The sequence below is a fragment of the Bifidobacterium sp. LH_413 genome (assembly GCF_056357015.1).
Genome location: NZ_JBKEVK010000002.1, coordinates 129,220 through 151,575 on the forward strand (window position 1 = coordinate 129,220; position 22,356 = coordinate 151,575).

Genomic DNA, 22,356 nt, shown 5'->3' on the forward strand with positions numbered 1-22,356 from the left:
CCCCACCATGACGTGATATCACAAACAATGTCACGTAATGTCGGTCACGTCACGTCGGTCACGTCACGTCACGTCGCGCGTGACGGTGACGACGTGACGCGCCGCCGTTCACCGCCTCGCGCGATCGACCATGAAGGCGGCGCCACCGGCGATCAGGCACAGCAGCATGAGCGCGATCGGCACGACGATCGAGGTGCCGGTGTTCGCCGTCGTCCCGGCGGACTTCGCCGCGCCGTCGGCCTTGGCGGCCGGCTTCTTCGCGGAGCCGTCGGACGGCTTCTCCGACGGTCCCGCCGGCTGGTCCGGTTCGGACGGGTTGCCTGGTTCGGACGGTTCCGTCGTCGCCTTCTTCAGCGTGCCGGAGAGCGCCGTGATGGCGTTCTCGATGGACTGGGCGTCGGAGGTCCTGGCGTCGTACTTGAGGTAGGCGGCGTCCGCGAGGTTCGCGGCGAGCGTCTTGGCGTCCGCGATGGCCTTCTCGAACGCCTTGCGGCTGGCTTCGGTGTAGGTCGTCTCGTAGCTGTCGGCCTTGGTCGTCGCCTCGGCGTCAGCAATCTTCCCGTTGAGGTCCGGCAGCTTCGACAGGTCGATGTCGTCGCCCAGCTGACGCACCTTCTCATCGGTGGTGACGCCGATGAACTTGCCGAACTTGGCGGTGTTGTCGTTGCCGTCCGCGTCGGTGTTCGTCAGGCCGGGATCGTTGCCGTAGACGGCGGTGCCGTAGGTGGCACCGGTCGTGCTGTCGGGATCCGGGGTGCCGTTGCCCTGGTAACGCAGGAGGAACTTGCGCGACCAGCTCGTGATGTTCGGACCGCTGCCCACCGGCGCGCCCACACCGTTGATGATGGTGTTGAACGTGCGGACGGCCTTGGCGTTGTCGTCCGCGTTCTTCAGATCGGCGAACGACTGGGTGGCGACGTTCTCGATGATCACGCCCTTGGAGTTCGGCACTTCGACGGCGTTGTCCATCTCCATGGCCGTGGTGCCGGCGCCGGTGTGCTGGTCGGGATCGGTGGGATCGCCGTCATCCTGGGTGCCGGCGTCCTTCGCCTTCTCGGGACCGGTGTAGATGAACACGTTGTAGATGCCGAGGCCCACGGCGTAGTGCTTCTTCACGGTGTTGGCGACCTTGTAGGCGGCGTAGCCCTTCACGGTGCCGTTGTGGCTCATCCAGCCGGCCTGATCGACCGGGTCGTAGCACTTCTCGTTCTGGTAGAAGAACGTCTTGCCGTTCTCGCCGTTCCAGAGCGTATCGTACTCCTCGTGGTGCTCGTTGAACAGGGCGTACGCCGTCACGTCGTCGCCGTTCACGACGAGGCCGTTCTTGGAGTAGTTCCACTGCTTGCCCCAGCCGACGCCGGCGCCGTGGTCGGCGCGCCAGATCCAGAAGTGGTCGGCGATCGTGTTGCCGGTGTTGATCTCGATGCCGATGTCGGCCGAGGTCGTGCCGTCGGTGGTGCCGCCGATGCGGAAGAAGATGTCCTGCAGCTCGATCGGGTTCTTGGCGTCGCCGGCGGTCTTCGTGGTGCCCACCTGCAGCAGGTACTTGGAGTGCTTGCCGGCGTCGAGGATGAGCCCGGCGAGGCGGACGCCCTTCTGGGCCTTGTCGGAGACGCGGATGGCCGTATCCTCGTTGTCCGAGATGATGGTCGCCATGCCGGTGCCGAGGACGACGACGCCGCTGCGGTCGATGTCGATCGGGGTCTCGGCATGGTAGATGCCGGGCGTGAGGTAGATGTTCTTGCCGACAGCGATCTGCTTGTTGATCTCGGCGGTGGTGTCGGTCGGCTTGGCGATGTAGAACTCGGAGAGTGGGATGCTCGTGCCCTTGCCCATGCCGTCGTTCGCCTTGCCCTTGCCCCAGCTGACGCCCTTGGCGTTCTCGCGGTAGCCGGGCACGAACACCTGGTATTCGCCGTTGTCGTCAAGGTAGAGGAACGGCTTCTCGGCGATTTTCTCGGTGGAGTCGATGGTGGTCGTGACCTGCTGGTTGTTCCCGTCGCCGGCGATGCCCCAGTTGCTGGCGCCCTTGGTGCCGACGAGTTCGGTGCCGGTCTTGCCGTCGGAGCCGGGCACATTGCTCGCGGTCACGCCCTGCAGGAAGTTGTTGAGCGTGGTGCCGTACGCCGCGCCCTTGAGCTCGGAGTTGCGGGTGTAGAACTGCTGGCCGGATGCGGTGCCGGCGGTGTTGCCGCCGTCATCGCCCTCGAGCTTGGAGTCGGCGGTGTAGCCGCCGGACGCCCAGCCGTAGTTCCAGTCGTAGGCGACGGCGCGGTCGGTCCACACGCGGCGCATCGGCGCGGCCTGGGCGACGCCCCAGTTCATGTAGTCGGGGCGCCAGGACTGGTTCAGCTCGGCGGGTCGCGAATCGCCCGGCGCGAACGTGGCGTTGCCGGACTTGCCGTTCTCGGTGTGGGTGTTCTTCACGCCGAGGTTCTCGATGGAACGCCAGAAGTTGCAGGTGGCGTTGCCCTGCTGGGCCGAGGCGCCGGCGTTCGCGGCGAGGTAGGAGGACGTGGAGATGTTGTTGAGCATCGTGTCGGTCGGGATCTTGCCGAGGCCATTCAACGAGGTGTAGAAGCCCACGTTGATGTTGGAGATCACGTTGCCGTCCTTGACGTAGCTGCCGGGCTTGAAGTAGACCTGCCAGTGGTCGCTCCTGAACTGGGCGTCGGCGGCAATGTCGTTCTGCTTGGTGAACAGGTCGGCGAGGACCTTGTCGACCTTGACCATGTCATCGGTGGGGGCGAACACGAGCGTGTGGTCGCCGAAGAGCTCACGGTCGAGGGAGGCGGCGGTCTCGGGCAGGTCGGAGGCGTCGCCGTCCTCGTTCACGGTGACGACCTTGTAGTAGTTGGCGTATTTGCCGCCCTCGTTGAGCTTCTCGTCGGTGTAGGTGGTGCCGGTCACGGGCTTGTCGCCGGTGACGCTCACGAAGTCCTCGTCCGCGGCGTAGGCGGACTTGGCGCGCAGCACCTTGTAGCCCTTGGCGCCCTCGACCTTGTCCCAGGTGAGCGTGATGGCCTTGCCGTTCTTGGCTTCCGCGGCTTTCACGTTCGTCGGCGCGGCCAGACGCACGCCCTTGGCGGTCGTCAGCGCGACGGCGTCGGTCGCGGCGGAGGCCGCGGCCGTGCCGTTGAGGCTCTTGACGGTGACGTCGTACGAGGTGCCGGCGGCGAGGTCGCCGAGCGTCGCCTGGGTGGCGGTCGTCTTGAGCGTGACGGTCTGCTTGCCGGCGTCGGTCGGCGTGGCGTCGATCTCGTAGTCCGTGACGAAGGAGTCTCTGGCGGCGGTGAAGCTCACGTCGGCCGTGGCGTTGGTGACGTTGGACACGGTCACGCCGGTCGGCGCGGCGGGCGTCTTGTCCGTGTGGACGATGAAGTGCCCCGCGGCGGCGTCCACGGTGTCGGTGGAGTCGGTCACGACCAGATTCGTGCCGTCGGACTTGAAGAGCTCGTTGGTGTCGGTGTCCTGGAAGGCGACGGTGCCGTCGCCGGCGGGCACGAGTTTGATGGATTCCCAGCCGCCGTAGCCGCCGTCATCCTTCACGCAGACCTTGCCGTTGTTCTCCGCGGCGATGCTGGTCCAATCGGTGTTGTTGCGGACGTGGCCGCCCTTGAGGCGGGCGTTGCTCTTCTTGCCTTTGACCGTGACCGTGCGGGCGCCGTTCTGGTCGCCCCAGCCGACGATGCTCCACAGCGTGGAGTCGTCGGACGCGGCGGTGAACGTGACGGGCGAGTTCACCGTTCCGGGATCGGTGACGTACTCGCCTGAACCGACGTAGGCGTCGCCGTCCTTCTTCGCGAGCTCGATCCTGATGTCGTTGCCGAGACCGGCGTCGGCGGTGGTATCCGCCGTGGCATCGGCGGTGGCATCGGCGGTGGCATCGGCGGCCTGGGCCGTGGAGGCGGCCGTCAGACCGCACAGCAGCGTGGCGCACGCGACGAGCGCGCCGACCGCGGCGCGCCATCGGGTCGAAGCCCCTCCTTCATTGGAGTTCCCCATGAGATTCCTTTCTTCCATCCTCACCCGTCCTCCGTGGCCGGGTGCATGAGTACATGAATGCATGCAGTGCATAAGGCGCATAACGCGCATAAGCGCGTGAACGACATCGCGCGTGAACGACATGAAGAAGGCCCGCCGCATGACTCGGCGGGCCTTCAGGAGCCTTCCCGCGGATGTTGCGACCGCGAGAACGCGCGGCGATCGGACTACAGCTTCTCGCCGTTGCTGGCGATCACGTCGCGGTACCAGTAGAACGACTTCTTGCGGCTGCGCTGGTAGCTGCCGTTGCCGTTGTCGTCCGCGTCGACGTAGATCATGCCGTAGCGCTTCTTCATCTCGCCGGTACCGAAGGAGATGACGTCGATGCATCCCCACACGGTGTAGCCGATAACGGGAACGCCGTCGTAGTCGATGGCCTTCCTCACCTGCTCGATGTGCGAGCGCAGGTAGTCGATGCGCGCGTCGTCGGCGATGTAGCCGTCCGAATCGGGCGTCTCGTACATGCCGATGCCGTTCTCCACGATGAAGATCGGCTTGCCGTAGCGTTCGAACAGCGAGCACAGCACGTAGCGCAGGCCCACCGGGTCGATCTGCCAGCCCCAATCGGTGGCCTTGATGTACGGGTTCTTCACCTGGCCGGGCAGGCCATGGCCGTCGAACTCGGGCACCTTCTCGGCGGAGACGGCCGCGCTCATGTAGTAGCTGATCGAGATGAAGTCCACGGTGCCGGCCGCGATGATGTCGGTGTCGCCCGGCTCCATCTCGATGTCGAAGCCCTCGCGGTCCCAGCGGTTGAGCAGGTAGCACGGGTATTCGCCGTTCACGTACACGTCGCCGAACAGGTAGCGGTCGCGCATGAGCACTTCCGCGAGCATGACGTCCTCGGGCTTGCAGGTGGCCGGGTAGATCGGCACCATGGCGAGCATGCAGCCGATCTGGAAGTCCGGGTTGATCTGGTGGCCGCGCTGCACGACGAGCGCCGAGGCGACGAACTCGTTGTGGATGGCCTGCCAGATCTTCTGCTCCACCTCATGCGGGGTGTCGTTCGGATCCGGAATGATGCCCGAATTCGTGTACGGGAAGATCTCGGTGTGCATCTCCATCTGGTTGTTGACCTCGTTGAAGGTCAGCCAGTACTTGACCAGATCCTTGTAGCGCTCCATCACCGTGGAGGCGAACTTGAAGTAGTAGTCGACGACCTCGCGGTTGGCGAAGCCGCCCATCTTCGCCAGATGCAGCGGCATCTCGAAGTGCGAGAGCGTGACGACCGGCTCCATGCCCTTGGCGCGATAGTCCTCGAAGAGCCTCTCGTAGAACTTCAGGCCCTCCTCGTTCGGCTCCTCCTCGTCGCCGTTGGGGAAGATGCGCGACCAGGAGATCGAGGTGCGGAAGCACTTGAAGCCCATCTCCTGGAAGAGCGCGTCGTCCTCGCGGAACGTGTGGTAGTAGTCGATGCCGCGCTGGTTCGGATAGTTCTCGCCCGGGACCACGCCGTCGGTGATCCTGCGCGCCACGCCGTGGGCGCCGCCGGTGAGCACGTCGCAGATGCTCGGTCCGCGGCCGTCCTCGTTCCAGGCGCCTTCGAGCTGGTGCGCGGCGACCGCGCCGCCCCAGAGGAAGTTGTCGGGGAATCCCATCTTCGGTCCTTCGCTCACTCGGCGGTCTTGCCGTCGAGGCGCTTGTACAGGTCGATGATCTCGACGACCATCGCGCGGAACACCTCGGCGGCCATCATCTGGTCCTCGACGTGGGTGAGCAGCAGGCCCATCTTCACCGGGTTGCCGGCGGCCTCGCGCTGCACGAGGCCCGCATGCACGGCGTGGCCCTCGCGGTAGCTTGCGTCGCCTTCGTCGATGGACGCCTTGGCGCCTTCGAAGTCACCTTCCTTGGCCTTGCTGAGGGCCTCCATGTAGTCGGACTTGGCGGTGCCGGCCGCGGTGATCAGCTGGAAGCAGGTGGTCTCCAGATCGAATTCTTCGTCTGCCATGTTGGTACGCTTTCTCGTTTTGTCGCTGTTTTGTCGCTGTATGTGTGTGGTTCGGATGGGCGGCGATCACTTGCCGGCGAGCTTGAAGGCGAAGTCGAGGACCTTGTCGCCACGGGCCATGCCGTAGTCCTGCGGGGCGATGACCTCGACCGGCTTGGTCTCGAACTCCTTCTTGACGTCCTTGAGCATGTAGCGCACCTGCGGGCCGAGCAGGATCACGTCGGCGTCCTGCGCGTTGGTTTCGAGGGTGGAGACCGGCATGGCGGAGACGTCGACGTCCTCGAGGCCACGCTTGGCGGCCGCGGCCTGCATCTTCTTGACCAGGATGCTGGTGGACATGCCATCGCTGCAGCACAGTACGATCTTCATGATGTTTCTCCTTTGAATGGTGAATGGTTGAAGTTGGATGTGAAGTTGGATGTGAAAAGAGTGAGGCCGGCCTCACCGCGGGATGTGAGGAGGTTCGCGCGGGCCGGCCTGGATTGAGAGGTTGTTGTTCGTGGTAAGTGTCGGTGTCAGGCCGTCCGGCCGGTCTCACGGCCGGACGGCCTGCGGTCCGCCGATCACTCGGCTTCGGCCGCGCCCTGCTCTTCCTTGAGGAAGACCTTGTCCTGCATCTTCACGAACGGGGTGTAGATGAGAACGGAGATCACGCCGATGATAACCTGCAGCAGCGCGCACTTCCAGCCGCCGAGGATGAAGCCGGAGATGATCGGCGGGGTGGTCCACGGCACCTGGACGGCGCCGAACGGGGCGATGAGGCCGAGCGAGACCGAGCCGTACATGATGATCATGGCGACCATAGGCGTCAGGATGAACGGGATCAGCATGATCGGGTTGAACACGATCGGCAGGCCGAAGATGACCGGCTCGTTGATGCCGAAGACGCCCGGGACGATGGAGAGCTTGGCGACGGTGCGCATCTGCTCGGACTTGGCGAAGATCAGGGCCGCGATCAGCAGGCCGACGGTCAGGCCGACGCCGGAGTACTTGCAGAAGCAGTCGATCATCTGCGGGGTCAGGTAGTGGAAGCCGTTGGCCTTGGTGTACGGCGCGGTGCCGGCATCGAAGAGCTTCTGGTTGCTCAGCGTGTTGGCGAGCAGCAGCGGGGTGACGACGCCGGAGACGACGTTGGCGCCGTGGATGCCGCACCAGAACAGCAGCGACATGAGGACGATGATGATGATGGCGCCGGCCCAGGTATCGGTCAGGGACTGCAGCGGGATCTGGAGGATCTTGAAGATGAGCTCGGTCAGGGACAGGCCGCCGAAGACCTTGCACAGGTGGTACAGGATGGCGGAGCCGGTGACGACGAACAGGCCCGGGATGAGGGCGGAGAAGGCGTTGGTCACGCCGGCCGGAACCGCGTCGGGCATCTTGATCTTCAGGTCGTGCTTGATGCACAGGGTGTAGACCCAGCCGACGAGCAGGCCCATGATGATGGCGGAGATGATGCCGTTGGAGCCGGTCCAGGTCTGGTTGAAGATGCCGGAGAGCTCCGCGGTCTTCTTGCCCAGCTCGGGAACGTTGTCCTTGGTCAGGCTCATCGAGGACGGGGAGACGATGAAGAACGCGACCAGCGACAGCAGGCCGGAGGAGATGCCGTCGCACTTCTCGTTGCGGGCGTAGGCGTAGCCGATGCCGACGGCCACGATGATGGCCAGGATGTTGAACGTCGCGGCGTTCACCTGGTTGATGCCGGCGTTCCACTCATCGCCGAAGATGCCGGCCATGAAATCGCTGTAGCCGTCGAACGGCAGGTTGCCGATCAGCAGGAACAGGGAGCCGATCAGCGTGGCCGGCATGGTCAGGACGAAGCCGTCCTTCAGGGCCACCAGCGCCTTGAGGCTGGCGAACTTCATGAAGCCATTGAGCATAGCGTCGCCTATGGCTTGCATTTTCTCCTTCATCGTTTTTCCTTTCCTTGGATGGACTACGGCATCCATCCCATGTCCCTTATCCCGTCATTCAATGCCGAAAGACATCCACAACTTGCATTGTTGTCTATATCTTTTTGGGTTGTTTAAATAACGATGACTTAAGTATATACCCAGCACACACGGTGTCAAATCAGGGCGAATGCCGCACCCGAAGCCGAAAAACGCCGTCGTTCCGCCATTGTTAGCGCATACAAAAAGGCCCGGCGACACGCCGGGCCTTAACTTACGTAAATCGCTTTTAAAAAGCGTACCAGAATTTCTCCGGGCACGCGCCTCGCGTCATTTCATCGAGGCCATCGCGTAGAACTTCGCGTTCCTGTAGTGGTAGAGGTTCTTCGAGGCGTTGAACAGCTTGCCGTTCGTCAGGAACGCGTCGTCCTCGATGCAGATGGCGGGATCGCCCTCGTTGAGCTCGAGCAGGTGGGCCGCCTCGCCGCCCAGCCAGTCCATATGGATCACCTTGTCGACGAAGCCGAAGTTCAGGCCGAGATCGTCATGCACGTAGGAGTACAGGGACCCCTTCGCGATGTCCTCGTTGAGGAAGGGCACGTATTCCTTGAGATACCAAGCGGTCTCATAGCACAGCGGCCTGTCTTCCACGCGGCGCAGACGCACGACGCGCCACACCGGCGAGCCGACGGCGCAGCGCATGCGCTTCGACAGCGCCTCGTCGGTCTTCTCCAGCGCCACCTCGCACACCACCGATGTGACGCGGTTGCCGCCGAAATCGGCCGAGATGCCGTACGAGGTGCCGATCGGCATGTAGCCGCTGTCGCGCCCCTCACGCACGAACACGCCGTTGCCGCGCACGGGGAACACCTCCCCCGCCTCGGCGAGCACCGCGATGGCGCCGCGCACGAAATACCGGGAGAGCCCGTACTCCGCCATCAGCTGGTCCTCCGTGGGCAGTTTGCCCGTCTGCGAAAACTCCCCATCCGCGATGCGCTTCTGGATCTTCAACGCCAGTTCCCGCTGCTTGGAAGCCATAACCACCCTTTCCGTCCGGACGCGCGCGGCCGCCCATCGGCCGCCCGGGCAAGCGGATGCGCCGAGGACCGGCATACGGTGCCGATCGCCGACTATTACACATCACCGACTTGTCCACATAACCCGAGCACTATAGTACGCCCACGCCGCCGACGGGCCGAACGAGAAAAAGGCCCGGCCGGTCCCGCGGGGAGTGCTCATCCCACGGGACCGGCCGGGCCGGAAGGAGGTGACCCGGGTGAAGGGGAAGACCGGGTCACGGATGAATGGCGCGGCGGGCGATCCGGACGAAGGGGAATCCGGACGTTCCCGCCGCGCCAAGTGTGGTGGTGGTTATCAACCGACGTCTCTCCCCCAGTCAGCCTTTGGCTGACAGCCCCCTCGTCAGAGGGGGCCGGAATGGGAGCCGACTAGGAATCAGTCGCCCCAGGCGGGCTTGTAGAAGTCGCCGTTGAGGGCGGCCTCGGCCTTGGCCTTGGCCTCCTCGAAGGTGACCTCGGCCAGCTGGGCGCGCACGTCGTCGAGGGCGACCGGCGTCATCGACAGGGAGTTGACGCCGATGCCGGTGAGGATCACCGCCAGATCCGGATCGGCCGCGGCCTCGCCGCACACGCCGACCGGCATGCCGTACTTGTTGCCGGCGTCCGCGATGAGCTTGATCATGCGCAGCACCGCCGGGTGCCATGCGGTCTGGTAGTTGGAGACGGAGCCGAGCGTACGGTCGGCGGCCATCGTGTACTGGGTCAGGTCGTTGGTGCCGATGGAGACGAAGTCCGCCACCTGGGCGACCTTGTCGGCCATCACGGCGATGGACGGCACCTCGGCCATCACGCCGACCTTCTTCAGACCGAAGCTCTTGCCGAGCTTGACGAAGTAGGCGGCCTCATGCTCGTCGGCGACCATCGGGGCCATGACCCACAGGTCGGCGTCGGTCTGGGCGTCGGCGGCGGCGAGGGCCTTGAGCTGGCCTTCCAGGACCTCCTTGTGCACGCGCAGCGTGCGCAGACCACGCAGGCCGAGGGCCGGGTTCGGCTCGTCCTCCGGGGTGAGGAACGGCAGCGGCTTGTCGGCGCCCGCGTCGAGCATGCGGATGACGACCTTCTTGCCCGGGAACTGGGCGAGCAGCTCGGCGTACGCCTTGGTCTGCTCCTCGACGCTCGGCGGTTCGGAGTTGCCGATGAACAGGAACTCGGAGCGGAACAGGCCCACGCCCTCCGCGCCGTACTCCAGGGCGGTCTTGCCGTCGGCCGGCTTGCCGAGGTTGGCGAGCAGCGGCACGTGGTGGCCGTCCTTGGTGCCGCCGGCCTGGCCGCGCAGCTCCTTGGCGCGGGCGGCCTTCGCCTTGGCGTGCTCGGCCTCCTGGATCTCGGCCTCGGTCGGCTCGGTGACGACCTCGCCCTTGGCGGCGTTCACGATGATGGTCTCGCCGGTCTTGAGGTCCTCGGCGCCGGCCGCGGAGACGACCGCGACGATGCCGCGGGCGCGGGCCAGGATCGCGGTGTGCGAGGTCGGGCCGCCCTGCGAGGTGACGATGGCGAGGGTCTTGGTGAGGTCCAGGCTGGAGGTGTCGGCGGGGGAGAGATCCTCGGCGACGAGCACGAACGGCTCATCGGACTCCGGCACGCCGGGGGCGGGCACGCCGCGCAGCTCGGCGATGACGCGCTGGCCGACGTCGTGCAGGTCGGCCGCACGCTCGGCCTGGTAGCCGCCGATCATCCTGAACATCTCCTCGACCTGGGCGAAGCCTTCGAGCACGGCGCGCTCGCCGGTCTTGCCGCCGTTGACGAGGTTCTGGATGGAGGTGGCGAGGGCCGGGTCGGAGGCGAACATGGCGATGGCCTCGAGGATCGGGGCGGCCTTCTTGGCGCCCTCATCACCGTTCTTGGCCTCTTCGGCGCGGTGGTTCAGCTCGGCGTTGACGGTGGCCAGGGCCTTGGTGACGCGCTCGTTCTCGACGACGGCGCTGATCGACGCGTCACGACGCACGTCGGCCGGCTCCTCCAGCGGCGGGGCCATGCGGATGACCTTGCCCACAGCGACGCCACGTCCGATTCCACTTCCGGTGATAACCATGTTGAGCACTCCTTTATGACTTTCGTTTCACCGCCGGCATGCCTGCGGCTCATCCCGCAGCATCCACCCTCTTGCTTCGCAAGCGGGTAATCCATTTACCGACATGTGTCAGTATACACAGAAAAACCATTGTGGCAACGCCGGTAATCGTTTTCTGCGTGTCGCGGAAAAACGTGCTATAGTGCTTACCAGCGCACATCAGTGACTGACGCGCGTGAAGGAATTCAGTAAGACCAAAGGAGTGCTCCATGGCAACCGCCACCCGTTCCACCGTCATCAACGACCCCGTCGGCATCCACGCCCGTCCGGCCGCCGAATTCGCTCAGGCCGCCACCGCCTCCGGCTGCACGGTCACCATCGCCAAGGGCGACGGTGCCGCCGTCCCGGCCGGCTCCATCCTGTCCGTCATGGGTCTGGGCGTCAAGCAGGGCGACACCGTCACCCTGACCGTCGAAGGCGACAACGCCGAAGCCGTGGTCGACTCCCTGGTCGAGACCTTGACCAAGGCCTGATTCGATGCTTCCGCCCGGCCGCAAGGCCGGGCCACGGGAACCCGCATCCGACGCGATTGCGCATACGCGTCGGGCCGATTCCCCTCCTATTGCAAGGCGAATTCGCCGTCCGCGCGGTATCATGCTGTGGCGGGCGGCGATTTTGTTTTTCCGCACATATGCGCACATAACAGGAAAGGGCACAGCACCATGGCCAACCGGGCGGCGAAATCCCCCAGTTCCATCCTCGAGGTCGCCACGCTGGCGCAGGTCTCGACGGCGACGGTGTCACGCGTGCTCTCCGGCCGCCGCGCCAAGGACGACGACATCGCGCACCGCGTGCGCAAGGCGGCCGCCGAACTCAACTACTCCGTGAACTACGCGGCCAGCGCCCTGCGCAGCGACGTGACGAACACGATCGGCCTGGTCATCCCCTCCGCGACGGACAGCTTCAGCGCCGGACTGCTCGACGCGCTCGAACCGGTCGTCGACTCGGACAGCCGCCAGCTGCTGCTCGGCATCGGCGCAAGCGAGGCCATGCAGGCGGACCGCATCGAGGCGCTCTGCTCGCGCAAGGTGGACGGTCTGATCGCCGTCACCTCCGCCGGCAACGACCTGTCCCGCGTGTTCGACCGCTATGCGGACACGATTCCGATCGTCCAGGTGGGCGGCGACCAGCGCTCGTTCCGCACGAACATGGTCTCCATCGACGAGAACACGGCGATGGAGTCGATCATCCGCCATCTCGCCGAGCAGGGCGTGAGATACGTGGCCTACCTCGCCGGCAAGGAGGTCTCGTTCGAGTCGGCGGAACTGTTCGCCATGTTCCACACGCAGCTGCGCGCCGCCGGCCTCGACACCGTCAGCGCGTGGAACCGTTTCGGCGATTCGACGGTGCAGCGCGGCTTCGACTGCACGATCCGCCTGTTCGGCGAACACGGCCACCCGGATGCGATCGTCTGCGCGGACGACACGATCGCGTTCGGCGTGATGATGGCCCTGCACGCGCTCGGCATGAGCGTGCCGGAGGACATCAAGGTGGTCGGCTACAACGATTCCCCCATCGCCTCCGCCACCCTGCCGACGATGACCTCGGTGCGACCGCCCTACGACCGCATCGTCGCCGAGTCGCTGCGTCTCATCGAGGCAGGCCCCGGGCACCCGAGCCACGTCGCCCTGCCGCCGCAGCTCATCGTCCGCGTCTCCAGCACGAAGCGCTGACGCGCCGCCTCGCGACGACGCGTCCTGCCCCGCGCCCGCGGGCACCGGACGGGCTCACGGGATCAGCGCGCAGAACAGCGCCTCGAAGACGAGCGTCGGATTGCCGTTGCCCATGAGCCGTTTGCGGGCGTGCGCCACCTCGTCGAGCCGTTCCAGCGTCGCCTCGCGCGACAGCCGCGCCGCGAGCTCGGTGATCGCCGCACGGTTCTCCAGATTGATAATCCCGACCGCATCCTCCGCATCGTTCTGCAGGACGGCGATGTCGCGGTAGACGGACGCGATCGAGTTCAGCGCGCGGTCGAGCACGTCGCGGCTGCGACGCGTCGCCCGCCGCTTCATCTCGTCCTTCTTCGCGATCGCGTTGTACGCGCCGCGCAGTTTCGGCGGGATGCGGTCGTCCGCGCCCAGTCCGTTGACGCGGCGAAAATCCGCCTCGGCCTTCGCCGCCTGTCCGGCCACGTCCACTTCGGCCTGCGCCTTCGCGTTGTCGATGAGACGGCCGGCGAGCAGCACCGCGTCGGACGCCTTCGCGAGTTCCAGCACGCCGACGACGAGTTCGTCACGATCGGTCATGACGCGTTCGTCGGTCGCGTACAGTTTCGCGATGCCGATATGCCCTTCCGCGAGCCGCGCCGCGCGTTTCGCCACATGCGGGTCCGCGCCGGCGTTCGATTCCAGGTAGGCGGCGACCGCGTCGGCGGGCGGCACGGCGAGGTTCACGATGCGCGTGCGCGAACGAATCGTCGGCAGCACGTCCTGCGCGCTCGGCGCGCACAACAGCCAGATGCAATGCTCGGCCGGCTCCTCGATCTCCTTGAGCAGCACGTTCGTCGTGCGTTCGAGCATGCGGTCGACGTCCTCGATGATGATGATGCGCCACGGCGCGGTGCTCGGCATCTGCTCGGACACGCCAATCAGCTCGCGCACCTCGTCGATGCCGATCGTCACCTTGTCAGTGGCGAGCACGCTCACGTCCGGATGCGTGCCGGCGAGCACCTGCTTCGTGACCTTCGTCGGCTCGTCGTCCATGCCATGATCGGGGCTTTCAAGCGCGGCGGCGAACGCGTGCGCGAGGTTCGATCGGCCCGATCCGGGAGGTCCACAGATCAGCCACGACTGCGCGATCTGCTTCGGATCGCCGGCGGCGATCGCCTTCAGCCGTTCGACGACCGGCTGCTGCCCGATGATCGCATCCCATACGCTCATCGCGTCTCACCGCCCGCCGTCAGCGCCGCGAGATCGCGTTCGATGCACGCCCACACCGCGTCGATCGGCTGCGACGCATCGACGACGCGGAACCGGTCGGGCTCGGCGGCGGCAAGAGCGAGGAACGCCTCGCGCGTGCGACGCTGGAAGTCGTCGCCCGCGGATTCCATACGGTCCTCGTCGTGGGTGAGCCGGGAGTGGGACAGCGACGGATCCATGTCGAGCAGGTAGGTGCGGTCCGGCAGGAGGCCGTTCGTCGCCCACATGCTCAATTCGCGGATTTCCGCGGCGGTGAGTTCGCGGCCGCCCGCCTGATAGGCGAGGGAGGAGTCGAGATACCGGTCGGTGATGACCACCGCGCCGCGTTCCAACGCCGGACGGATGACCTCGGCGACGTGCTGGGCGCGGTCGGCGGCGAAGAGCAGCGCCTCGGCGCGCGGGGCGATGTCGGCAGTCTCCGCGACGGGGACGCCGTGGAGGAGAAGGCTGCGGATGGCCTGTCCCAGCGGGGTGCCGCCGGGTTCCCGGGTGACGACGACCTCGCGGCCCGCGGCCTCCAATGCCGCGCGCAGCCGCTCGACCTGCGTGGTCTTGCCGACGCCGTCGACGCCTTCGAACGAGATGAACAGTCCGGTAGTCATGGTGATGGCCCGCCGCTACTTCTTCTTCGCGGTTCTGGAGGTCTTGGGCTTGGCGGCGACGACCGGCGGGCGCTCGAAGCCCTCGTTCGCGGTGAGCCAGTCGATGTCGCCCTTCACGGTGGAGGCGGTGGAGCCGATCTTCTCCGCGATGCGCGTGTTGGCCCAGCCCTTCGCGGCGAGCTTCCTCACCTCGGCGCGGCGTTCGGCACGCTTCGCCTCGACGGCGCTCACCTTCGGCGCGGCCTTCGTGGCCTTGGAACCCTTCGCGCCCTTCGCCGCGGAGCCCTTGGCCCCGGAACGCCCGCGTGAGCCACCGCGCTTGGTGGCCGGCCCCATCGCGCGCTTCTCCGCGAGAATCCGGTACGCGTCCGCCGGCTCGATGGTCGCCGGATCGTACTGGCGCGGCAGCGTGCGGTTGGTCTCGCCGTCGGTCAGGTACAGGCCGAAACGGCCCTCCTTGATGACGACGGGCTTGCCGCTCTCCGGGTCGTTGCCGAGCGCGCGGATCGGCGGCTTGGCGGCGCCGCGCCCGCGCCCGCGGTACTTGGGCTGCGCGAACAGGTCCTTCGCCTGGTCGATGGTGACGGTGAAGATCTCGTCCTCCGAGTTCAGCGACCGGGTCTCGCTCGTCCCGTCCGCCTTCGTCTTGGTCAGGTACGGGCCGTAGCGGCCGTTGTTCGCGGCCACGGTCACGACGGCCGTCTCGCCGGTCTCCGCGTTCGTCTCTTCGTAGGAGCCGACCTCGCGCGGCAGACCGAGCAGCTTCAGCGCGTCCTCGAGCGTCACCGATTCGGGGCTCATCGTCTTGAACAGGCTCGCCATCTTCGGGCGCGGCGCATCCGACTTGCGCGAACGGCGCGGGGCCGGCTTGCCGGCCGCCTCCGCCTCCTTCGCGGCCTTGCGCGCCGCCGCCTCGGCCTCGGCCGCCTCGGGCGTGATCAGCGCGACGTACGGCCCGAACCGGCCGTTGCGCACCTCGACGGTGCCGCCGGTCGCCGGATCGGTGCCGAGCACGCGCGGCCCGCCGGAATGGTTCTCGATCAGGTCGTGCGCGACCTCGACGGTCAGCTCGTCGGGTGCGAGCGTGTCAGGCAGGGAGGCGCGCTTCGGATTGCCTTCGTCGTCGAGATGCTCCATGTCCTCGAGATACGGGCCGTAGCGGCCGACGCGCACGTGCAGGCCGTCGCCGATCTCGATGGTGTTGATGGCGCGCGCGTCGATCTCGCCGAGCTGCGCGACCTGCTGCTGCAGGCCCTCATGCGCCTCGTCGGCGCTCTGCGCGGCGCCCTCGCCGGAGCCGAAGTAGAAGCGGGTGAGCCAGTCGCGGCCGGTCTCGCGCCCGTGCGCGATCTGGTCGAGGCCGTTCTCCATCTCCGCGGTGAACTGGTAGTCGACGAGCTTGGGGAACTTCGTCTCCAACAGCTTGGTCACGGCGAACGCCAGCCAGGAGGGGATGAGCGCGCGGCCGCGTTCGTACACGTAGCCGCGGTCGATGATCGTGGAGATGATCGACGCGTAGGTGGACGGGCGGCCGATCTCCTTGGCCTCCAGCGTCTTGACGAGCGAGGCTTCGGTATAGCGTGCCGGCGGCTGGGTCTCGTGGCCGTCCGCGTGCACGTCGGAGGCGGCGAGCGTCTGCCCTTCGCGCATCGGCGGCAGGGACGCGTTCTCGTCCTTGCCCTTGCCGTCCTTGCCGTCCGCGGAGGCCTTGCCGTCGGCACCGGCCTTCGCGCCCGAGGCACCCGTACCGGAGGTCGCGTGACGTCCCTCCCCCGTCGCCTTCATGAAGCCGGGGAATTCAATTACAGTGCCGGACGCCTGGAACAGCGCGTCCTCGGCCACGCCGGCATCGTCGACGCCGGCGGGCGCGGAGAGCTTCACCGTGGCGGTGGAGCCGGTCGCGTCGGCCATCTGCGAGGCGAGCGTGCGCTGCCAGATGAGCCGGTACAGCTTCAGCTGGTCGCCGGGCACCTTGCCCACGAGCTCGTCCGGATCGCGGAACCTCGCGCCGGCCGGGCGGATGCATTCATGCGCCTCCTGCGCGCCGGCGGTCTTCGTCGCGTACTGCTTCGGCGCGTCGGAGAGGAACCTCGAACCGAAATGGTATTCGACCGCGTCGCGCGCGGCGGCGATCGCCTCCTGCGAGAGCGTCACCGAATCGGTTCGCATATACGTGATGTAGCCGTTCTCGTACAGGCCCTGCGCGGCGCGCATCGTGGCGCGCGAGCTCATGCCGAGACGGTTGCCGGCGGTCTGCTGCAGCGTGGACGTGGTGAACGGCGGCAGCGGGCGGCGGCGGTACGGCTTCGTCTCCATCGAGACGACGGTGAACGGCGCGTCCTTCAGGCGTTCGGCGAGCGCGCGCGCCGCCGTCTCGTCGAGCTGGCGCACGTTGCCGGCGAAGCCTTCCGGCGTGAGCTTGCCGTCCGCGCCGAAGTCCTTCGACGTGGCGAGACGTTTGCCGCCGAGCGCGACCATGCGCGCGTCGAACGCCGCCGCCGCGCCGGACGCGTCCGGCGCGTCGAACGCCGCCGTCAGATCCCAGTAGGGCGCGCGGACGAACGCCATGCGCTCGCGCTCGCGCTCGACGATGAGTCGCGTCGCGACGGACTGCACACGGCCGGCGGACAGTCCCGGCCCGACCTTGCGCCACAGCACGGGCGACAGTTCGTAGCCGTAGAGGCGATCGAGGATGCGTCGCGTCTCCTGCGCGTCGACCATGTCGGCGTCGACGTCGCGGGTCTGGTCGAGCGACTTTTTGATCGCGTTCTTGGTGATCTCGTGGAACACCATGCGCTTGACCGGCACCTTGGGCTTCAACGTTTCGACCAGATGCCACGCGATGGCCTCGCCTTCGCGGTCCTCATCGGTGGCGAGGTAGAGTTCGCTCGCGTTCTTCAACGCGGATTTCAGTTCGGAGACGGTGCGCTTCTTGTCGCCGTCGACGATGTAGTAGGGCTTGAACCCGTCGTTCACGTCGACGCCGAACTTGCCGTATTTCGCCTTGTCGGCGGCGGGCACCTGGCTGGGCTGGGCGAGGTCGCGGATGTGTCCCACCGACGCCATCACCGTGTAGCCGTCACCCAGGTATCCGCCGATCTTGCGGGCCTTGGTGGGAGACTCCACGATCACCAGCTTGGTGCCGTTCGCGGTGCGTGCTGCCATGACCTCTCCTTCACCTCTCCGTTATCATTCGTCACTGCCGTCGCGGCGTCCGTGCGCGATGCCGACGCCGTACGGTGCCGTCGTGCTGTCATCATACTCACCAACGGTGGCCATCCGTGTGTCCGACGCCGACCGGACCGGCCGGGCGGCGCGCGGCGGCCGGCTCAGCGCCGCTTCGGCGGGGCCGGCGGCGCGCCGACGAGGCCGAGTCGCGTCAACGGCGCGGCGGTGAGCTGGCGCATCGCGAGCAGGAGGCCGGAGACGAGCGCCGTCGCGCCGCAAATCAGGATGATCGCGGCGGCGACCGCGCTGGAACGCGCCCATTCCGCGCTCATCAGCAGGCCGGGCACGACCTGCCAGACCACGTACGCGCCGTACAGGCAGGCGAACGCGCCGCCGGTGATCGCGATCGAGCCGACGATCTGCACGCCGGCGGAGGAACGGCGTTTGCCGGTCGCGTCCATGCCGGACGCGCGCGTGAACGCGAGCACGATCAGTGCGATGCCGGCGACCAGCAGCACGGACATGAGCGCGTCGGACGGGCGGTGCCATTGGCCGTTCACGACGGACAACGCGACGAACACGGTCCACAGCGCGCCGACGATCGCGGCGAGGAAACGCCATCCGCGGGAGACGGCGAACAGCAGGGCGACCGCGGCGGCGGCGCCGAGGATCGTGTGGCCGCTGGGCGCGGAGTTGGCGGCGGCGATCTGCGTGTGGATGATGAACGGGCGCGGCAGCACGTCCTTGAGGAACGACGCGCCGAAGCACAGCAGGCCGAACGCGACGAGCTGGCCGAGCAGCCACCAGCGTCTGCGCACGATCGTGACGACGGCGGCGACGGCGGCGAGCAGGATGGAGCCGACGAGCACGGCCACGTGCGAGCCGGCGGCGAGGAGTCCCGCGAACCAGCCGGGCACGCTGTCGGCGAAGTAGACCTCGACCATGTCGTCGAACGACTGGCCGGTCTCCGTATGCACGCCGAGCCAGTAGACGCCCATCGCGGCGGCGACGAGCAGCAGGCCGAACACGACGCACAGCACGCGGCTCGACGTGCGCGGGCGGCGGGCGAGCGCATCGTCGTCGGCGCGGCGACGGTCCGCGGCGAAGGCCGCGTCGTCGCCGACGGCGCGCAGGTCGACGCGCGCCGCGCCGGGCGCGACGGTCGGACCGTGGTCGACGGCGGTGCCGGAGATGTCGAGACCGTCCTGCGTGTCGGACACGGAGACGTCGGCGACGTCGGACAGGGTACTAAACGCGGATGCCCGGTCGTCGGGGGACGCGGCGGAGGGGACGCCGGTCGCCAGCGCGGACAACGTAGGCGACGGGGACGGGACGCCGGACACGAACGGGGCGGACTGGCCGGCCGGACCAATCGGGCCGCCGGACGGGGATTGTGCGCCGGTCGCGGGCCGCGTGCCGGCCGGGGCCGGCGGGGCGGGCAGATCGTCCAACGGTTCGAAATCGCGCAACAGGTTCACGGGCGCATGCGGATCACGGATCCGCGGGCTCTCGGGGGTCGTGGGTCGCTGTTCGTCACTCATGCCACCCACACTAGCCCACACACGGAGAAAACGGACCTCCGCGCCCCACCCATGCGACCTTCCCGCCCATGCGACCTTCCCGCCCATGCGTCCACTGGGCCCCACCTCCCATGCGCCCCCTTCAGGGGGAGCTGGCGCGCGAAGCGCGACTGAGGGGGTATCCAACGAGCCCCCTCAGTCCGCCTATGGCGGACAGCTCCCCCACTCCGTGGGGGCGCAGGAAGAAGGCGGGCGAGCCGGGCGCGACGGCGACATCGCCGACGGACGGGGACGGTAACGGGAAACAAGTATGGAAAAACCTCCGCACACCCGTCAGAGGCCGCTTACCCTTGCTGCATTCCTGCCCTGGGGGGTTTGGGCGACATAACGCCGTGCGGAGGCTCAGACCACTATACACCATCCCCGGACGAACGCACGGACGCGCGAGCGGACCGACCGGCGAACCAAGCCGAAACCACCCCAACGAACCACCCCGGCGACTTGTGAGGATTCCAAGGATAAACCCGCGTGGAGAACGGTCACACCGGGACTTCCGTCCCGCTTGTTCAGGGCGTGTGGCTACGGTGGTGCTCATGGTCTCACATTCTCGTAACGGCAAAGGACGTGTGCGCGGGCACGTCAGGAGCACGGCGGAACGCAAGCCCGCCGCCCGCCATTACCGGGGCGGCAATCATCGCGTCAAGGGCGGCAAAGGCCCGAAACTCAAGGGACGCAGCAGGCATCTCGTATTGAAATGGATCCTCGGGCTCATCGCGCTGGGACTCGCGGCGGGCATCGGCCTGTTCACCTACCTGTACGTCTCCACGCCGATCCCCTCGCCGGAGAAGATCGCGTTGGCGGAGAACACGACCGTCTACTTCAACGACGGCACCACGGAGATGGGCACGTTCTCCGAGCAGAACCGCGACATCATCGACTGCGCCGTGCTGCCCGACTACGTGGGCAACGCGGTCGTCGCGTCGGAGAACCGCACGTTCTACACGGACAAGGGCATCGACCTGCGCGGCATCGGACGCGCGCTCGTCAACAACGTGACCAAGGGGACGCGCCAGGGCGGCTCGACCATCACCCAGCAGTACGCGGAACGCTACTATCTGGGCGAAACCACGTCGTACACCGGCAAGGTGCGCGAGGCGATCCTCGCGCTGAAGATCGCGCAGACGCAGGACAAGAGCAAGGTCCTGTGCAACTATCTGAACACCATCTACCTGGGCCGCGGCGCATACGGCATCCAGGCGGCGGCGAAGGCCTACTACAACAAGGACGCGAAGGACCTGACGCTCTCCGAGGCGGCCACGCTGGCCGGCATCATCCCCGCCCCCTCCACGTGGGATCCGGTCGACAACCCGAAGATGGCGAAGCAGCGTTTCAACCGCGTCATCTCGATCATGCGCGAGGACGGCTACATCACCGCGAAGCAGGCGAAGGACGCGGCCATGCCGCAGACCGTGCAGACCAGCACCGACGACGTATATAAAGGTCCGAACGGCTATCTGCTGCAGATGGTGAGGGACGAGCTGGAAAGCCGCAAGGCGTTCACCAAGGACGAGCTCGACACGGGCGGCTACAAGATCGTCACCACGATCGACAAATCCAAGCAGGACCTCATGCAGCAGGTCGTCAGCCCCTCGAAGAACGGCATGCAGGGCACCGTGCCCGACGGCATGCAGTTCGGCGCGATGAGCGCGAACCCGAAGGACGGCTCGATCATCGCCCTGTACGCGGGCGACGACTACCTCGCCAAACAGCTCAACAACGCCACCCAGGCCCAGTACGAGGTCGGCTCCACGATGAAGCCGTTCGCGCTGCTCGCCACCGTGCAGGCGGGCGTCAGCCTCGACACCACGTTCAACGGCAACTCGTACCGCACGTTCCCGGGCATCAGCAACACGGTGAGCAACTTCGCCAACGAGAACTACGGCTACATCAACCTGTACAAGGCGACCGCCTACTCGTCGAACACCGTCTACATGGATCTGCAGACCAAGCTCGGCGCGAAGAAGATCGCGCAGACGGCGCGCACGGCAGGAGTCTCGAACACGTCGCTCGACGGCTCCGAACCGTTCACCGTGCTCGGCAACAACGCGCTGAGCGTCGAGGACATGACCAACGCCTACGCGACCCTCGCCAACGAGGGCAAGAAGGCGACCCTGCACATCGTCGCCAGCGTGCAGAACAGCAAGGGCAAGGACCTCTACCAGGCGCCCACCGGCACCGAACAGGTGTTCACCGCGAACGACACGGACCTCGTCACCAAGGCGCTCACCGGCGTCGTCCAGTACGGCACCGCCACCGAGGCGCGGCAGACCGGACACACCATCGCCGGCAAGTCCGGCACGTCGAACAACTCGTACGCGGCGAGCTTCATCGGCTACACGCCGTCCGTCGTCTCCACATTCGCCATGTGGTACCCGGACGCGAACGGCAACCCGCAGGAGATTCCTTCGTTCGGCCAGTGGACCGGCGGCTCCGACTACCCGGTGCACCTGTTCACCGAATACATGACGCAGGCGCTCGCCGGCACCACGAACGAGACGTTCCCCACCGCGAAGGACGGCGGCAAGATCGGCGGCTCCGACGGCACGTGGGGCACCGGCTCCCGGTCCACGTCGAAGCGCTACTCGTACGGGTACTCCTACGGTTCCGGCGAATCCGGTTCGACCGGCACCGGCGAATCCGGTTCCAGCGGTTCCGCGGGCGCCGGCACGGGCGGCGGCACCGGCACGGGCACGGGTTCGGGTTCCGGCGAGAGTTCCGGTGATTCCGGTTCCAGCGGGTCCGGCTCCGGCACGAGCTCCGGTGATTCCGGCAACACCGGCGGAAACACGTCCGGCGGCGAATCCGGCGGCAGCGACACCGGTGGCGGCGAATCCGGCGGCGGCTCGGACAACGGCGGCACCGGCGGCACCTCCGGCGAGTGACGCCCCGCGCCCTCCCCTGAAGAGGACGCCACCCCTCCTGCTCCCCCTCTCAGGGGGAGCTGTCGGCCAAAGGCCGACTGAGGGGGTACATAATGGCCCCCTCTGACGAGGGGGCTGTCCGCGTGAGCGGACTGGGGGAGAGAAGAAGAGCGGCCGCAGGCCGCGGGAATATCGC

General features: G+C 66.9%; 14 protein-coding genes, 1 other RNA gene and 1 pseudogene. 3 read left to right on the forward strand and 13 right to left on the reverse strand.

What is annotated here, in order from left to right; genetic code table 11:
• Positions 1-108: 108 nt before the first annotated feature.
• The 7 genes from AC1AYN_RS04895 to ptsP all read right to left on the reverse strand — a co-directional run bounded on the left by AC1AYN_RS04895 (position 109) and on the right by ptsP (position 10,992).
• Positions 109-4,005: a fibronectin type III domain-containing protein gene (locus AC1AYN_RS04895; RefSeq protein WP_476532393.1), complete on the reverse strand. Its 3,897-nt coding sequence runs from the start codon at positions 4,003-4,005 to the stop codon at positions 109-111.
• 206 nt (positions 4,006-4,211) lie between these two features.
• Positions 4,212-5,642, reverse strand: coding sequence for a 6-phospho-beta-glucosidase (locus AC1AYN_RS04900; protein WP_476532394.1), 1,431 nt, complete (start codon positions 5,640-5,642; stop codon positions 4,212-4,214).
• A 14-nt stretch (positions 5,643-5,656) separates the two neighbouring features.
• Positions 5,657-5,992 carry a PTS sugar transporter subunit IIA gene (locus AC1AYN_RS04905; RefSeq protein ID WP_476502960.1) on the reverse strand — a complete coding sequence of 112 codons (336 nt, stop codon included), beginning with the start codon at positions 5,990-5,992 and terminating at the stop codon, positions 5,657-5,659.
• Between the two features lie 66 nt (positions 5,993-6,058).
• On the reverse strand, positions 6,059-6,361 hold the full coding sequence (locus AC1AYN_RS04910) for a PTS sugar transporter subunit IIB (RefSeq protein ID WP_476502961.1): 303 nt from the start codon (positions 6,359-6,361) through the stop codon (positions 6,059-6,061).
• Positions 6,362-6,555: 194 nt separating this feature from the next.
• A complete protein-coding gene (locus AC1AYN_RS04915; protein ID WP_476502962.1) occupies positions 6,556-7,902 on the reverse strand; it encodes a PTS sugar transporter subunit IIC in 1,347 nt (448 codons plus the stop codon).
• 309 nt (positions 7,903-8,211) lie between these two features.
• Complete coding sequence (locus AC1AYN_RS04920; protein WP_476532395.1) at positions 8,212-8,919, reverse strand: GntR family transcriptional regulator; 708 nt, start codon at positions 8,917-8,919, stop codon at positions 8,212-8,214.
• Positions 8,920-9,336: 417 nt separating this feature from the next.
• Positions 9,337-10,992, reverse strand: a complete 1,656-nt coding sequence (ptsP, locus tag AC1AYN_RS04925; RefSeq protein WP_476502964.1) for a phosphoenolpyruvate--protein phosphotransferase — start codon at positions 10,990-10,992, stop codon at positions 9,337-9,339.
• 248 nt (positions 10,993-11,240) lie between these two features.
• Here ptsP and AC1AYN_RS04930 point away from each other — a divergent pair, with 248 nt between their 5' ends.
• Both AC1AYN_RS04930 and AC1AYN_RS04935 read left to right on the forward strand, forming a co-directional pair.
• A complete protein-coding gene (locus tag AC1AYN_RS04930) occupies positions 11,241-11,504 on the forward strand; it encodes an HPr family phosphocarrier protein (RefSeq protein WP_101623155.1) in 264 nt (87 codons plus the stop codon).
• Positions 11,505-11,693: 189 nt separating this feature from the next.
• Complete coding sequence (locus AC1AYN_RS04935) at positions 11,694-12,704, forward strand: LacI family DNA-binding transcriptional regulator (RefSeq protein ID WP_476502965.1); 1,011 nt, start codon at positions 11,694-11,696, stop codon at positions 12,702-12,704.
• A gap of 54 nt (positions 12,705-12,758) precedes the next feature.
• Here the strand turns inward: AC1AYN_RS04935 and AC1AYN_RS04940 are convergent, their stop codons facing one another.
• The 6 genes and pseudogenes from AC1AYN_RS04940 to ffs form a co-directional block, all read right to left on the reverse strand.
• The gene (locus tag AC1AYN_RS04940) at positions 12,759-13,910 is read right to left on the reverse strand and encodes a DNA polymerase III subunit delta' (RefSeq protein WP_476532396.1); all 1,152 of its coding nucleotides are present in this window, start codon (positions 13,908-13,910) and stop codon (positions 12,759-12,761) included.
• On the reverse strand, positions 13,907-14,551 hold the full coding sequence (tmk, locus tag AC1AYN_RS04945) for a dTMP kinase (RefSeq protein WP_476532397.1): 645 nt from the start codon (positions 14,549-14,551) through the stop codon (positions 13,907-13,909). Before tmk ends, AC1AYN_RS04940 begins: the two co-directional genes overlap by 4 nt.
• Before the next feature lie 15 nt (positions 14,552-14,566).
• Positions 14,567-15,373 carry a topoisomerase C-terminal repeat-containing protein gene (locus AC1AYN_RS04950; protein ID WP_476532582.1) on the reverse strand — a complete coding sequence of 269 codons (807 nt, stop codon included), beginning with the start codon at positions 15,371-15,373 and terminating at the stop codon, positions 14,567-14,569.
• 107 nt (positions 15,374-15,480) lie between these two features.
• Positions 15,481-17,716: pseudogene (topA, locus tag AC1AYN_RS04955) on the reverse strand (type I DNA topoisomerase); the annotation flags it as partial.
• Positions 17,717-17,880: 164 nt separating this feature from the next.
• A complete protein-coding gene (locus AC1AYN_RS04960) occupies positions 17,881-19,260 on the reverse strand; it encodes a phosphatase PAP2 family protein (protein ID WP_476532398.1) in 1,380 nt (459 codons plus the stop codon).
• 289 nt (positions 19,261-19,549) lie between these two features.
• Positions 19,550-19,646: signal recognition particle sRNA small type (gene ffs, locus AC1AYN_RS04965), an RNA gene on the reverse strand.
• A 186-nt stretch (positions 19,647-19,832) separates the two neighbouring features.
• Between ffs and AC1AYN_RS04970 the strand changes: the two genes are divergently transcribed.
• Positions 19,833-22,181, forward strand: a complete 2,349-nt coding sequence (locus tag AC1AYN_RS04970) for a transglycosylase domain-containing protein (RefSeq protein ID WP_476532399.1) — start codon at positions 19,833-19,835, stop codon at positions 22,179-22,181.
• Positions 22,182-22,356: the final 175 nt, after the last annotated feature.